This is a genomic window from Streptomyces sp. NPDC046881 (assembly GCF_040645015.1).
GTDB lineage: Bacteria > Actinomycetota > Actinomycetes > Streptomycetales > Streptomycetaceae > Streptomyces.
Genome location: NZ_JBEYXJ010000052.1, coordinates 14,478 through 27,465 on the forward strand (window position 1 = coordinate 14,478; position 12,988 = coordinate 27,465).

The 12,988-nt window shown below is 74.5% G+C and carries 8 protein-coding genes; 5 read left to right on the top strand and 3 right to left on the bottom strand.

Annotation, left to right across the window (positions count from 1 at the left end):
* The first annotated feature begins 30 nt into the window (after window positions 1–30).
* From ABZ923_RS23750 to ABZ923_RS23765, 4 genes are all read left to right on the top strand, one after another.
* Window positions 31–879, top strand: coding sequence for a class I SAM-dependent methyltransferase (locus ABZ923_RS23750; RefSeq protein ID WP_361475116.1), 849 nt, complete (start codon window positions 31–33; stop codon window positions 877–879).
* 204 nt (window positions 880–1,083) lie between these two features.
* Complete coding sequence (locus ABZ923_RS23755; protein ID WP_361475118.1) at window positions 1,084–1,452, top strand: hypothetical protein; 369 nt, start codon at window positions 1,084–1,086, stop codon at window positions 1,450–1,452.
* A gap of 216 nt (window positions 1,453–1,668) precedes the next feature.
* On the top strand, window positions 1,669–5,520 hold the full coding sequence (locus ABZ923_RS23760) for a helix-turn-helix domain-containing protein (protein WP_361475120.1): 3,852 nt from the start codon (window positions 1,669–1,671) through the stop codon (window positions 5,518–5,520).
* A 151-nt stretch (window positions 5,521–5,671) separates the two neighbouring features.
* Window positions 5,672–6,562 carry an NlpC/P60 family protein gene (locus ABZ923_RS23765; protein ID WP_361475122.1) on the top strand — a complete coding sequence of 297 codons (891 nt, stop codon included), beginning with the start codon at window positions 5,672–5,674 and terminating at the stop codon, window positions 6,560–6,562.
* On the opposite strand, the gene helR is transcribed toward ABZ923_RS23765, so the two are convergent.
* The gene (gene helR, locus ABZ923_RS23770) at window positions 6,549–8,801 is read right to left on the bottom strand and encodes an RNA polymerase recycling motor ATPase HelR (protein WP_361475124.1); all 2,253 of its coding nucleotides are present in this window, start codon (window positions 8,799–8,801) and stop codon (window positions 6,549–6,551) included. The two genes, ABZ923_RS23765 and helR, sit on opposite strands and share 14 nt — an antisense overlap.
* A gap of 164 nt (window positions 8,802–8,965) precedes the next feature.
* On the opposite strand from helR, the gene ABZ923_RS23775 reads away from it, so the two are divergent.
* Window positions 8,966–11,140 carry an FUSC family protein gene (locus ABZ923_RS23775; protein WP_361475126.1) on the top strand — a complete coding sequence of 725 codons (2,175 nt, stop codon included), beginning with the start codon at window positions 8,966–8,968 and terminating at the stop codon, window positions 11,138–11,140.
* On the opposite strand, the gene ABZ923_RS23780 is transcribed toward ABZ923_RS23775, so the two are convergent.
* Together ABZ923_RS23780 and ABZ923_RS23785 are read right to left on the bottom strand one after the other, a co-directional pair.
* Complete coding sequence (locus tag ABZ923_RS23780; protein WP_361475128.1) at window positions 11,137–11,430, bottom strand: phosphopantetheine-binding protein; 294 nt, start codon at window positions 11,428–11,430, stop codon at window positions 11,137–11,139. The genes ABZ923_RS23775 and ABZ923_RS23780 overlap by 4 nt on opposite strands.
* The gene (locus ABZ923_RS23785; RefSeq protein WP_361475130.1) at window positions 11,427–12,794 is read right to left on the bottom strand and encodes a condensation domain-containing protein; all 1,368 of its coding nucleotides are present in this window, start codon (window positions 12,792–12,794) and stop codon (window positions 11,427–11,429) included. The genes ABZ923_RS23780 and ABZ923_RS23785 overlap by 4 nt, the downstream gene beginning before the upstream one ends.
* Window positions 12,795–12,988: the final 194 nt, after the last annotated feature.

Below are 12,988 nucleotides of genomic sequence, written 5' to 3' on the forward strand. Positions count from 1 at the left end.
TTCCCGCTCTCCCGTTCCCAGGAGGAACACATGACGACGTACGACCATCGCACCCGCACCCTCGCCGACGCGGCCGAGCAGCAGAAGGACCAGGTCAGGTCCGTCTACCGGCAAGTCGCCGAGGAGTACGACGAGCGCATCCCCGGACTCGGCCCGTGCGACGAGCTGTTCACCACGACCGAGCACCGCTTCCTGCTGGAGAAGATCCGAACCGGCGAACGGGTCCTGGACATCGGCTGCGGCACCGGCCGCTTCACCGTGCCCATGGCCGAACTGGGCGCCCAGGTCAGCGGACTCGACCTGTCGGGAGCGATGCTGGAGGTGGCGGCGGGCAAGCTCCGCGACCGGGGCCTGACCGCGGACCTGCGCGAGGGCGACATGGCGCACATGCCGTTCCCGGACGGCTCCTTCGACACCGTCACCAGCATGCTCGCCCTGATGCACCTGCCCCTGGAGGACCGGCCCGCGGTCTTCGCCGAGGTGCGCCGCGTGCTGCGGCCCGGCGGCCGGATGCTGCTCGGGGTGAAGAACGCCCTGTTCGAGGAGATGTTCACCGGTGACCGGTTCGCCTCGGTCGACGTCACGGACGTCGCCGGCAAGCAGCTGATGTTCACCCGGACCCGCAGCGGCGAGGACTACCACGCGCCCTGGTACAGCTTCAGCCCGCAGGACCTCACGGCGCTGTTCGCCGGGGCCGGGATGACGGTCACCCGGATCCGCGGCAACTCGCCCCTCGCGGCCTGGCTGGCGGACGAGGTCCTGCAGGACGCCTCCGTACGCTCCTTCGTCGACCGGATCGAGCGGTTCCTCGGCGAGATCCCGCCCTTCAACCACTTCGGCTACCACCTGCTCGTGGAGGCGGTGAAACCGGCGGTCTGACACCCCTTCAGCCGAGCACGGCCCACCGCAGGGCTCGGATGGTTGCCCGCCTCTCCCGCTCCCGCTGGTCAGGCGCGGTTTCCCGGGCGCGGAGTCGACGGGCGACGGGAAACCCGTCGACTCCGGCCGGCCGCGGCGCCACCGTGATGGTCGTCAACACCAGGTACGACCTGCCACGGAGCAGGAGAACCGCAAGGGGGAACCATGCGCAAGACGATGCGTGCCGGCGCCGCGTTCGCGACCGCCGCGGCGGCGGTACTGACGATGAGCGGCGCGGCCCACGCCAAGCCGGCGGCCGACCCGTGGGCCGGCTGCCCCGACGGGGCGGTGTGCGTGTACCCGCAGAACCAGAACCCGGCCCAGTCGCCGAGCCTGGTCTTCTACAGCTACGGGCCGCACAACCTCAGCAACCAGGTCGGCCGGCACTGGGTCCTCAACAACCAGTACGGCGGCGCGACGGCGAGCCTGTGCACGGGCTACAACGGCGTCGGCTGCGGCACGCCCATCGCCGAGGGGACGGGCGTGTACGCCGACCTCACGCCGATCAACTCCATCACCCTGAACCGGCCGTAGGCGGGACGGCCCGCGGGTCCACGACCCTCGGCCCGCCGCACCCCACCGACGGCCGGCCGAGGGGTCGGCACGGGGGAGGCTTCCGGAACCGCGACCGCGGTTCCGGAAGCGTTTTTCGGCCACTGCACACACATGGCTGGGCCACCTGTCACACCCCGGCAGTAGCCTGGGCTCCCGCCGTCTCACGGCCTGGGCACGCTTGCCATGGGGGACGCCTTGGGGGAGCCGCAACACGGAGCCGACACCGGCAACCGGAACGAGAACGACGGGGACCGGACGGTGCCGACCACACCGTCCTTCCCCGCACAGCTACGACGACTGAGGCAGCAGCGCGGTCTGTCCCTGGCCGACCTGGCCAGACAGACCCACTACAGCAAGGGGTATCTCAGCAAGATCGAGACCGGCGCGAAACGCGCGACCGTCGACGTGGCCCGCCGCTGCGACCAGATCCTGCGCGCCGACGGAGCGTTGCTGCGCCTGGTCGTACCGCCGCGCAGGGCGGAACCGGCCGACGGCAACGATGTCACCGGCCCCGCCTGCCCCTACCCGGGCCTGTCGGCGTTCACCCCGCAGGACGCCGGCCGTTTCTTCGGCCGGGAGCGGGCCACGGCCGCCCTCGTGGAGCGGGTGTTCGACCGAGTCGGCAAGGGACCGCTGCTGCTCGTCGCCCCCTCGGGTGCGGGCAAGTCCTCGCTGCTCAACGCCGGTCTGGTGCCCTCCCTGCGGCGGCCCGGCGGCTTCCCGATGGCCGGTGCCGACCGCTGGCCCGTCGTCACCCTCACGCCCACCGCGCACCCGGTGGACGAGCTGCTGGAACGCACCGCCAAGGTGCTCGGCGGCGACCTGGACCTCACCGCGGCCCGGCTGGGCGAGCGGCCCGAGGCCCTCCTGGCCGCCGTCCGGACCCGCGCGGACGCCACCCCCGCCGGGCGCCGGCCACCACCACCGCCCCGGCTCGTCCTGCTCGTCGACCAGTTCGAGGAACTGTTCACCCTCTGCGCCGACGACACCGAACGACGCACCTTCGCCCGCGTGTTGTGCACGCTGGCCGCACCGCCGCCGTCACCCGGCCACGACCCCGCGGTGGTCGTCCTCGGCGTACGCGCCGACTTCTCCGGCCGATGTCTCGACCTGCCCGAACTCGCCCCCGTCTTCACCGACGGCCTCTACGTCCTGCCCCCGATGACCACCGCGGAGCTGGTCGAGTCCATCACCCGCCCCGCCGAACTCGCCGGCGTCACCCTCGAACCCGGCCTGGTCCCGCTGCTGCTGCGGGACGCCGGACTGACCGGCGAACCCGGCGCCCACGGCGTCCCCTCGGGTGCGCTGCCCCTGGTCTCCCACGCCCTGCTGGCCACCTGGCGCCACCGCGAGGCGGGCACGCTCACCGTCGCCGGGTACGAGAGCACCGGCGGCATCCAGGGAGCCGTGGCACGCACCGCCGAGGACGCGTTCGCCCGGCTGTACCCCGCCGAACAGCAGACCATCCGGCGCATCCTGTCCCGGCTGGTGCACGTCTCCGACGGGGCCGGCGCCACCCGGCGCCGGGTCGGCCGTACCGCCCTGATGACCCAGCTGGCCGACGCCGAGGGCGCCGACACCGCGCTCGACGTGTTCGTCCGCGCCCGGCTCCTCACCGTCGACAGCGACAGCGTGGAGATCACGCACGAGGCCCTGCTGCACAGCTGGCCGCGGCTGCGGGAGTGGATCGGCGCCGACCGGGCCGGCCTGCTCGTCCGCCAGCGACTCGCCCACGCGGCGGCCGCATGGGAACGCGAGGGCCGCGACCCGTCGGCGCTCTACCGCGGCACACGCCTGGACACCGTACGCGCCTGGGCGGCGGAGACCGACGGCCTCGGCCCGCTGGGCCCCGTCGAGGAGGCGTTCCTGCACGCCAGCCGGGCGGAGGAGCAGGCCGGGCAGCGCCGGACACGGCGTCAGACCCGGCTGCGGCAGGCCCTGGTGGCCACCCTCGTCGTGCTGCTCGGCTGCGCCCTGGCCGCCGGCGGCATCGCCTACCGGCAACGCACCGACGCGCTCGCCCAGGAACGCCTCGCCCGCTCCCAGGCCCTCGCCGTCCGGTCCACCCTGCTGGCCGGCGGCCGCCCCGAGGCGTCCATGCTGCTCGCCGCCGAGGCCTACCGCACCGAACCCACCGCCACGACCCGCGGAGCCCTGCTGAGCACCCAGGCCGAGCCCTTCACGGCCCGGCTCGGCGGCCACCGCGGACCGGTCAACGCGGTGGCCTTCGCGCCGGGCGGCCGGCTGCTGGCCACCGGCAGCTCGGACGGCACGGTCCGGCTGTGGCGCCTGACCGACCACCGGACGAGCGCGACCCTCACCGTCCCCGGCCGGATCCGCTCGCTCGCCTTCGGCCCGGACGGCCGTACCCTCGCGGTCACGGCGACCGACGGGCCGGTACGGCTGTGGTCCCCGGGCCGCTCGACTCGCGCCGTCGTGCTGCCCGGCACCCGGGCGGCCCGCGCGGTCGCCTTCGCCCCGCGCGGCCGCACCCTCGCCGTCGCCGCCGCCGACGGAACCGTCCAGCTCTGGGACACGGCCGGCACCCCCCGGCGGACGGCCCGCCTCACCGGCCACTCCGGCGAGGTCGACGCGCTCGCCTTCGCCCCGGACGGCCGCACGCTCGCCTCGGCCGGCACGGACCGGACCGTACGGCTGTGGGACGCCGGCCGGGCCCGGTCACGGGCCGTCCTGCGCGGCCACACCGACGGCGTGCTCGGCCTGGCCTTCGCCCCCGACGGCCGCGGCCTGGCCAGCGGGGGAGTGGACCGGACGGTCCGGCTGTGGGACGTCGACGCCCGCCGCGTGACGGCGACGCTCACCGGGCACAGCGACGACGTCAACGCCGTCGCCTACACCCCCGACGGCACCACCGTCGTCAGCGCCGGCGGGGACGGCACGACCAGACTGTGGGACGTCCGCGGCGGACGACTCGTCACCACCCTCACCGGACACACCGACTACGTGATGTCCGTGGCGGTCGACACCACCGGCACACTGCTCGCCACCGGCGGCTTCGACCAGTCCGTGGTCCTGTGGGACCTGCGCGGCCGGACCCTGGCCGCCCGCCCGTTCACCCCGGTCTCCGCCGTCGCCTACCGCCCGGACGGGCGGCTGCTGGCCACCGCGGACGCCGACCACACCGTACGGCTGTGGGACCCGGACCCGGCCCGGCGGCGCGGGACGCCCACGACCCTGACGGGCGGCAGCGGCAGCGTCACCACCGTGGCGTTCGCCCCCGACGGCCGCACCCTGGCCGCGGCCGGCTCCGACGGCACGGTGATGCTGTGGGACCCGGCGGCCCGCCGCCCCCGCGCCGTGCTGCACGGCCATCAGGGGGCCGTCTTCGCGGTGGCGTTCGCGCCGGACGGCCGCACGCTCGCCTCCGCCGGCGCCGACCGCACCGTACGCCTCTGGGACGTCCCCGGCCACCGCCCGCTCGCCGTCCTCACCGGCCACACCGACTACGTCAACGGCGTCGCCTTCAGCCCCGACGGGCAGACCCTGGCCTCCGCCGGCGACGACCTGACGGTACGGCTGTGGGACCTGCGCACCCGCCGGCGGCCGGTCACGCTGACCGGCCACACCGGCGCCGTCCGCGGTGTCGCCTTCGGCCCCGACGGCCGCACCCTTGCCAGTTCGGGAAACGACGGCACCGTACGGCTGTGGGACGTGGCCCGGCACCGGCTCCTCGGCTCGCTGACGGGCCACACCGGTTCGGTACGCGGCCTGGCCTTCTCACCCGACGGCCGGCTCCTCGCCAGCAGCGGCAACGACCGTACGGTACGGCTGTGGGACGTGCCCGGACGGCGGCTGTGGGCCACGCTCTCCGGGCACACCGACGCCGTGTGGGGCGTGGCCTTCGCACCCGACGGGCGGACGGTGGCCAGCAGCGGCACCGACGGCACGGTACGGCTGTGGAACCTGGACACCGGGACACGGCTGGCGGAGATCTGCCGCCTGGACCGGGAGACGGACCCGGCGACGCGCCGCGCCCTGCTCCCCGGCGAGCCCGCCCCCGGCGCCTCCGCCTGCCCGCGGCCCTGAGCAACCGCCCTGCTCGGACGGGGTTTCCCCAGCGTTTCCCGTTGCCCGTCGCAGGAGGCCCGCGCGGGCTCCTCGACCGGCCCACCGCACCCCCGGAACGCTGGGGGCCGCACACCCGCTCACGACCAGAACACGAAACGGGGGTACCGGCATGCTGCGGCGAACCGGCGCCATCGGCACACTCATCGCCCTGCTGACAACTCTCCTCCTCACCTCCTCGGCGACCGCCGCCGACCGGCACCCCGGGCCGGCGCGTGCCGCGGACAGCGGCTGCCGCGCCCTCGCCCCGGGCGCGACCGCCGCGGCCGAACGGGCCGTCGACGCCGCCTGCGCCCAGGTGGCGGCGGGCGTCTGGTACACCTGGGGCGGGGGCCACGGCGCGCAGCCCGGGCCCACCCACGGCCAGGTGGACCCGACCGACCCGGCCAGCGAACACGACCCCGAACGCGTCGGCTTCGACTGCTCGGGCCTGGTCCGCTACGCCTACGCCCAGGCCACCGGCGCGGACCTGCTCGACGGCGACGCGAGCGCCCAGTACTACACCCACCGCACCGCCGCCCGCTTCACCGCGGGCGACGGCCTCACCCCGCTCCTCCCCGGCGACCTGCTCGCCTACGGCACCTCGGCCGACCTGCACCACATCGCCCTCTACCTGGGCGCCGGCAAGATGGTGGAGGCCCGGCAGTCCGGGACCAAGCTGATGGTCAGTGACGTCCGCCTCGGCGGCGACTACTTCGGTGCCGTCCGTGTCGACACCGGCATCGTCGCGGGCCCCGTCCTCCGCACCTGGGGCACCGGCGTCTGGACCAAGGCCCAGCCCTCGACCAGGGCCGCCCGCGTCTACGCCTTCCCCGGCCCCACGACGATCCGGGTCGCCTGCCAGAAGCACGCCGAACCCGTCACCGCCGAGGGCTACACCAACGACGCCTGGTCCTACCTCCCCGACTACCACGCCTGGGTCACCAACATCTACATCCAGGGCCCGGCCTGGCTGGACGGCGTACCGACCTGCACCACCCGAGCCGGTCTCAGGCGCTCGTGAGGACCACGAGCTGCCGGGTGGCCCGGGTCATCGCGACGTAGCGGTCCACCGCGCCCTCGACGCCGTCCCCGAACTCCTCCGGGTCGACGAGGACGACCAGGTCGAATTCGAGGCCCTTCGCCAGCTCGGGGGACAGGGAGCGGACGCGGGAGGTCGACCGGAACGCGGGATCGCCGATCACGCAGGCGATCCCGTCGGTGTGCTCGGCGAGCCAGGTGTCGAGGACCGGGCGCAGGTCGGACACCGGGCCGTGGACGACGGGGATGCCGGTGCTGCGGATGGAGGTCGGCACGTTGGCGTCCGGGAGCACCGCCCGGATGACCGGCTCGGCCTCCGTCATGATCTCCTCCGGCGTCCGGTAGTTGACGCTCAGGGAGGCCATGGCGATCCGGTCGAACCCGACCCGTTCCAGCCGCTCCCGCCACGACTCGGTGAAGCCGTGCCTGGCCTGGGCGCGGTCCCCGACGATGGTGAAGCTGCGGGACGGGCACCGCAGCAGCAGCATCTGCCACTCGGCGTCGGTCAGTTCCTGCGCCTCGTCCACGACGACGTGCGCGAAGGGACCGGCGAGCAGGTCCGGGTCCACGGTGGCCAGCTCGCTCTCGTCGACCAGGCTGACCTTGGCGTCCTCGCCGCGCAGCATCCTCACCAGGCCCTCGCCGTCGTCCCCGTCGGCCCCGGAGTCGGCCACGGCCGCGACCAGGTTGTCGACGACCTGTGCCATCCGCTCGCGCTGGGCGGCCAGCACGGCCTGGTGCCGGCGCTTGCGCCGGGCCGTCTCCGGGTCGCCGAGCCGCTGGCGCGCCGCGTCCAGGATCGGCAGGTCGGACACCGTCCAGGCCTGGGCGTCCGCGCGCTGGAGCAGCCGGACCTCGTCGCGGCTCAGCCAGGGAGCGCACATCAGCAGGTAGGCGGGTACCGTCCACAGGTCGCCGACCAGGTCGGCCGCCTCCAGCAGCGGCCACGCCCGGTGGAACGCCGTGACGAGTTCCCTGTTCTGCCGCAGCGACCTGCGCAGCAGCTCGGGCGGGGCGTCGCCGTCGTGCTTGTCCACCAGGAGGGTGAGCAGCTCCTCCCAGACCTGGTGGCGCGCCTCGTTGTGCGGGGTGCCGGGTTCGGCCGCTTCGAAGGCCACGGCCCAGTCGTCGGGGCCGAGCGGGATGTCGGACCAGTGGGTGGTGACCGTCATCCCCTCGGTGGGCGGCTCCTCGTAGAACCTGACGGCCTTCTCGACCGCCTTGACCATGTCCGCGGACGACTTCAGGCGGGCCACCTCCGGATCGGTCTCGACGGCCGCGTCGGCGCCCTCGGTGACGAGGTCCCGCAGGGTGCAGGTCTGCACGCCCTCCTCCCCGAGGCTGGGCAGGACGTCGGAGACGTAGGCCAGGTACGGCCGGTGCGGGCCGACGAACAGGACACCGCCCCGGCGGTGACCGAGCCGGGGGTCGGCGTGCAGGAGGTAGGCGGAGCGGTGCAGGGCGACGACCGTCTTCCCCGTACCCGGGCCGCCGTCGACGACGAGGGCGCCGCGGGACCCCGCCCGGATGATGGCGTCCTGGTCGGCCTGGATGGTGCCGAGCACGTCCCGCATCCGCGGTGAGCGGTTGCCGCCCAGGCTGGCGATGAAGGCGGACTGGTCGTCCAGCGCGGCATGGCCGACCAGCCCGTCGGAGGTGAAGACCTCGTCCCAGTAGTCGCTGATCCGGCCGTCGCTCCAGCGGTACCTGCGGCGGCTGACCAGGCCCATCGGGTTGGCGTGGGTGGCCCCGAAGAACGGCTCGGCGGCGGGCGTGCGCCAGTCCACCAGCAGCCGGCGGCCCGCGCTGTCCGTGAGGCCGAGCCGTCCGACGTACACGGGCTCGGGGCCGTCCGCGCCGACCATGCGGCCGAGGCACAGGTCCAGGCCGAAGCGGCGCAGTGTGCGCAGGCGGCCGGTCAGCCGGTGGATCTCCGCGTCCCGGTCCATCGCCTGCCGGCCCATGCCGCCGGGCGCCCTGCGCTCGGCGTCGAGCCGCTCGGTCAGCTCGGCGATGGACTCCTCGAGGCACTGCGCGATGGCCGCGAAGTGCCTCTCGTCGTCGGCGATCAGCGTCGGGTCGGCCTTCGCGGCGAGCCGCTCGGGAAGGGCGAAAGCGCTGGTGCTCAGGCCGGTGGTCAAGGGGCGGCTCGGCTCTCCGCCCAGGCGGTCGGACGCTTCGGCGTCTCCGCGCGGAGCGTTCGTGGACAGATGGGTGTGCATGTGGTGAATACCCCGTTTCCGGCAGCTTCCTGGCCTCGGCCGGCAATTCTGCGGCACGACGGGGGCCTTGCCGCAAGCCCCCCGGTGCGCTATAAGTTGAGAGTGGCGAGGAGTGGGTGACTCCTTGCCTTTGCTTTTTCCGGCGAGGTGCCGGACCTGCCGGTGTGGGCGATTCTGTAGACGTGTGGGGTCTGCGAGGTGCCCGGCTGCCGGCGGCCTACGCCGCCTCCGGCCGCCGTGCGCTGCGCGTGACCCTGGTCGCGGCGGCCGGCTTCTACGCTTTCCGCTACGGCCTGGGCCGCCCGGTGGCGGCCACCTACGCGCTGTTCACCGTGGTGGCCCTGGGCGGACTGTCCAGGATCCCCGGCACCGGCCGGCAGCGCGCGGCGTTCATGGCGCGCCTGCTGCCGGTGTGCTGGGCGCTGGTGGCCGTCGGCACCTGTCTGTCGGTGCGGACGTGGAGCGCGGTCGCCGGGATGCTGGTGATCGGCTTCGCGCTGGCCTTCTCCGCCGTCGGCGGACCGCGCTGGGCGGGGGCGGCACCGGGCCTGCAACTCCTCTACATCCTGCCGTCCTTCCCGCCGTACGATCCGGCCTCGCTCGCCGACCGGCTGATCGGAACGACCACGGGCGTGGTCCTGTTCGTCGTCGCCGAGGCGCTGCTCTTCCGTGAGCCGGCTCCCGTGCCCTACCGCGAGCGGGCCGCCCGTGCCGCACTGGTCGCCGAGCGGTGGGCGGCGCGGCTCGCGACCGCCCCCGCCGCCCTGACCGACGCGGACCTCCGGGAGGCGCAGGAGGCGAGCCAGGGGCTACGGCCGCTCAACGTGCCGGAGGCGGAGCGGCCGGCGGGGCCCGGGGTGCGGGACCGCGCCCTCACCCACACCGGCCTGGCCGTCCGCACCCTGATCGGCAGGCTGGTGCAGCTGCCCGCCGTACGCGGGAACGACACGGCACCCGACGTGACCGCCGTCCTGCGGAGCGTGGCCCGGCTGGCCGGGGCGACCGCGGCCTGTCTGCGGGCGGACGCGTCCCCCGCGGCCGGGCAGCAGGAGCTGGTCGAGGCCCGCGCCCGCCTGTCCGCCGTCTCCGCCGGGCCGCCGTCCGCCGGGGGCCGTCTTGCGCCCGCCGTGCTGCGCTGCCACGCCGCCGTGCTGGAGGCCGCCGACGCGGCGCTGGCGATGGGTGCGGCGGCCGATCTGGCGGTGCGGGGCCGCCACGCCACGGTGGAGCTGCCGCCCGGCCGCTTCTGGTACGCCACGATCCGGACGCCGCTGCTGTGGTGGCACCGGGCGCGCGGCCACGCCGGACGCCGGTCGGTGTTCTTCCAGAACGCGGTGCGCATGGCCCTGGCCCTGACGGCCGTCCGGCTGGTGGCCGGGGTGGACACGCTGCCGCACGGCTTCTGGGCGATGCTGGCGACGCTCACCCTGACCCGGACCACCCTGGGCGAGACCTGGAGCACCATCCGGCTGGCGCTCGCGGGCACCCTGGCCGGGGCCCTGTTCAGCGCCGGCGTCCTGATCCTGGTCGGGGCCGACACCACCGTGTACGCCGTGCTGCTGCCGGTGTGGATGCTGGGCGCCTTCACGGTGGGCCCGGTCCGGGGCGTCGGGTGGGCGCAGGGGCTGTTCACCGTGCTCGTCGCGTTCGTCTTCGCCCAGCTGGCGCAGCCGACGTGGCGGCTGGCGGAGGTCAGGATGCTGGACGTGCTGGTCGGCAGCGTGATCGGCGCCGTCTTCGGAGTGCTGGCCTGGCCCCGGGGCGCCCATGACGAGCTGCGCCACGCGGCGGCGGACCTTCTGCGCAGGGCCGCGGAGATCGTGGTGGCGACCAGCGCCTCGGTGGCGGGCGGTGCGGCGGCGTCCGTGCCGTCGGGCGTGCCGCGGCACCGCTCGCTGGAACGGGCCGTCGTCCTCGCCGAGTCGGCCTACGCCCAGCTGCAGAGCGAACCGACGCCCTTCGGCGGCCGGGGGCGCGGCCCGCAGCCACCCGCGGTGGACTGGCAGGCCACTCTGATCGCCGGGCATCACACCCTGTGGGGGTCCACCCGGCTGCTGGAGCCGCCGGGCACCCCGCTCGGTGCGCCGGCCGCCGAGTCGGCAGGCGTGCTGGGGGAGCGGGTGGCGGGGCGGATGCTGCTGGTCTCGGCGGCACTGGACCCGGGAGACGACACCCCGGCCACGACGACAGTGCTGATCGACCCGGTCCTCGCCGGTTTCACCGACGAGCCGCCCGGCGCCCCGCGGCGCTACTACGCCACCGAGGCCTGGCTGAACTCCCTCATGACCGACCTGACCCGGATCGCCCGCCCGCCGGACCGCCCGAACGACAGGCCCTAGACGCCGGGCTGCTGGTCCAGGAGCTTCCTGACCAGGACCGCCTGGGCCTCGATCGTGGTGTTCTCGAACAGGTCGGGCACGGGGATCACGATGCCGAACTCCTGCTGGAGCCGCAGGCCGAGGCGCATGAGGCCGAGGGAGTAGCCGCCCAGGGTGAAGAAGCTGACGTTGGCCGGCGGGTCGGGTCGTCGCAGGAAGGCCGACCAGACGTCGGCGATCTTCTCCTCTTCGGGACCCCGAGGTGCTCGGGGCGGGGGGCCGGTCTCGGGGGCGTCGGCGTCGGCCGTCATGGTGTCCCTCCTCGAACGCTCCGCCGCCGGGCTGCCCCGGCGGTGACGGGCAGCTCGTCGAGCGGTACTCCGCCGCCGGTGGCGGCGATGGTCAGGACTTTGGTGAGGGCGTCGGCGAGGAGCCGCACGGTGTCCGGGCGGAAGGTGCCGGCCTGTCCGGCGAGGTATCCGTGCAGGCCCTGACCGGGTGTCTCGGTGAGTTCGGTCAGCAGGTCCATCTCGCCGGGCGCCGGGGGCGGTTCGAGTACCTCGACGGTGGTGTCCCCGGCCAGCCGCCGCGGGGCGAGCAGCGGCACACGCAGGGCGAACATGGCAGGCCCGAGGCGCGCGTCGTCCCGGTCCCGCCGCCAGGCGGCCTCGCGCACCATGCGCTCGTAGGGCAACTCCTGGTGGTCGTAGGCCTCCAGGCAGGTCAGCCGGACACGGCGGAGCAGTTCGAGCAGAGTGGGATTGCCGGACGCGTCCACGCGGATGGGCAGCGTGTTCACGAACAGGCCGACGGTCCTGCTGAGTTCCTCGCGGGAGCGGCCGGCCACCGGAACGGTGAGGACGAAGTCCTGCTGACCGCTGAAGCGGGCCAGGGTGGCGGCGTACGCGGTGAGCAGCAGCATGAACAGGCTCGCGCCGTGCCGGCGGGCGGTCTCGGTGAGCGCGACGGTGGTGGCCGGACCGAGCCGTACGGGTGCCGTCGGCGTGGGTCCGGCCACGGGCGGGGCGGGATCGGCGGGCAGCCGGAGCGGGGACGCGCCGTCCAGTTGCCGGCACCAGTAGGTGAGGTGTTCGCGGGCCGCTGCCGAGGTCAGCCACTCCCGGTGCCAGACGGCGAAGTCCGCGTACTGCAGCGGTGGTTCGGGCAGACCGGGGGCGTGGCCGGCGGCCAGCCGGGGGTAGGCCTCGGCGAGTTCGGAGGTCATCAGGCGCATCGACCAGCCGTCGCTGACGATGTGGTGGACGGCCAGACCGAGTACGTGGTCCTCCGGGCCCAGCCGGGTGAGGGACGCCCGCAGCAGCGGCCCCCGTGACAGGTCGAACGGGCGGGCGGCGAACGTGCGGAAGTCCTTCTGGACCCGGTCGTACGGGGTGTCCGTGCCGTCGAGGTCGCACAGGGCGAGGTCGACCGGCTCCGCCTGCTGGATCACCTGGCTCAGCTCGCCGGAGGGGTCCATCCGGAACACGGTCCGCAACGCTTCGTGCCGCTCGACCAGGAGGTCCAGACAGCGGCGGAGCGCGCCGGGATCGACGGGGCCGCGGATGCGGACCATGCCGGCGATGACGTACGGCGAGGCGTCCCGGAGCATGTGATGGATCAGCCACATCCACTCCTGGCCGGGCGAGGCAGGCAGGACGTACAGATCTCGGGGCATCCGGTTCCTCTGCGCTGGGACACGACCGCACGGGATACGACGGCTCCTCCACCATTGTGATCGGCCGGCGGCGCTCTCCCAGTCGGGAACCTCCCTGACAGCGGTGCCGCGTTCGGCGTTCTCCCGACTCGTCGCCCGCCGCGTCCCGGCGGACCATGGCGGCTGATCGGACCGTGTCCGCCGACCCTCCGTGA

What these genes read in the sequence shown, in the direction of transcription:
- ABZ923_RS23750 (WP_361475116.1), top strand. Translation starts at nt 31, where the DNA reads ATGACGACGTACGACCATCGCACCCGCACCCTCGCCGACGCGGCCGAG.
- ABZ923_RS23755 (WP_361475118.1), top strand. Translation starts at nt 1,084, where the DNA reads ATGCGCAAGACGATGCGTGCCGGCGCCGCGTTCGCGACCGCCGCGGCG.
- ABZ923_RS23765 (WP_361475122.1), top strand. Translation starts at nt 5,672, where the DNA reads ATGCTGCGGCGAACCGGCGCCATCGGCACACTCATCGCCCTGCTGACA.
- helR (WP_361475124.1), bottom strand. Translation starts at nt 8,801, where the DNA reads ATGCACACCCATCTGTCCACGAACGCTCCGCGCGGAGACGCCGAAGCG.
- ABZ923_RS23780 (WP_361475128.1), bottom strand. Translation starts at nt 11,430, where the DNA reads ATGACGGCCGACGCCGACGCCCCCGAGACCGGCCCCCCGCCCCGAGCA.
- ABZ923_RS23785 (WP_361475130.1), bottom strand. Translation starts at nt 12,794, where the DNA reads ATGCCCCGAGATCTGTACGTCCTGCCTGCCTCGCCCGGCCAGGAGTGG.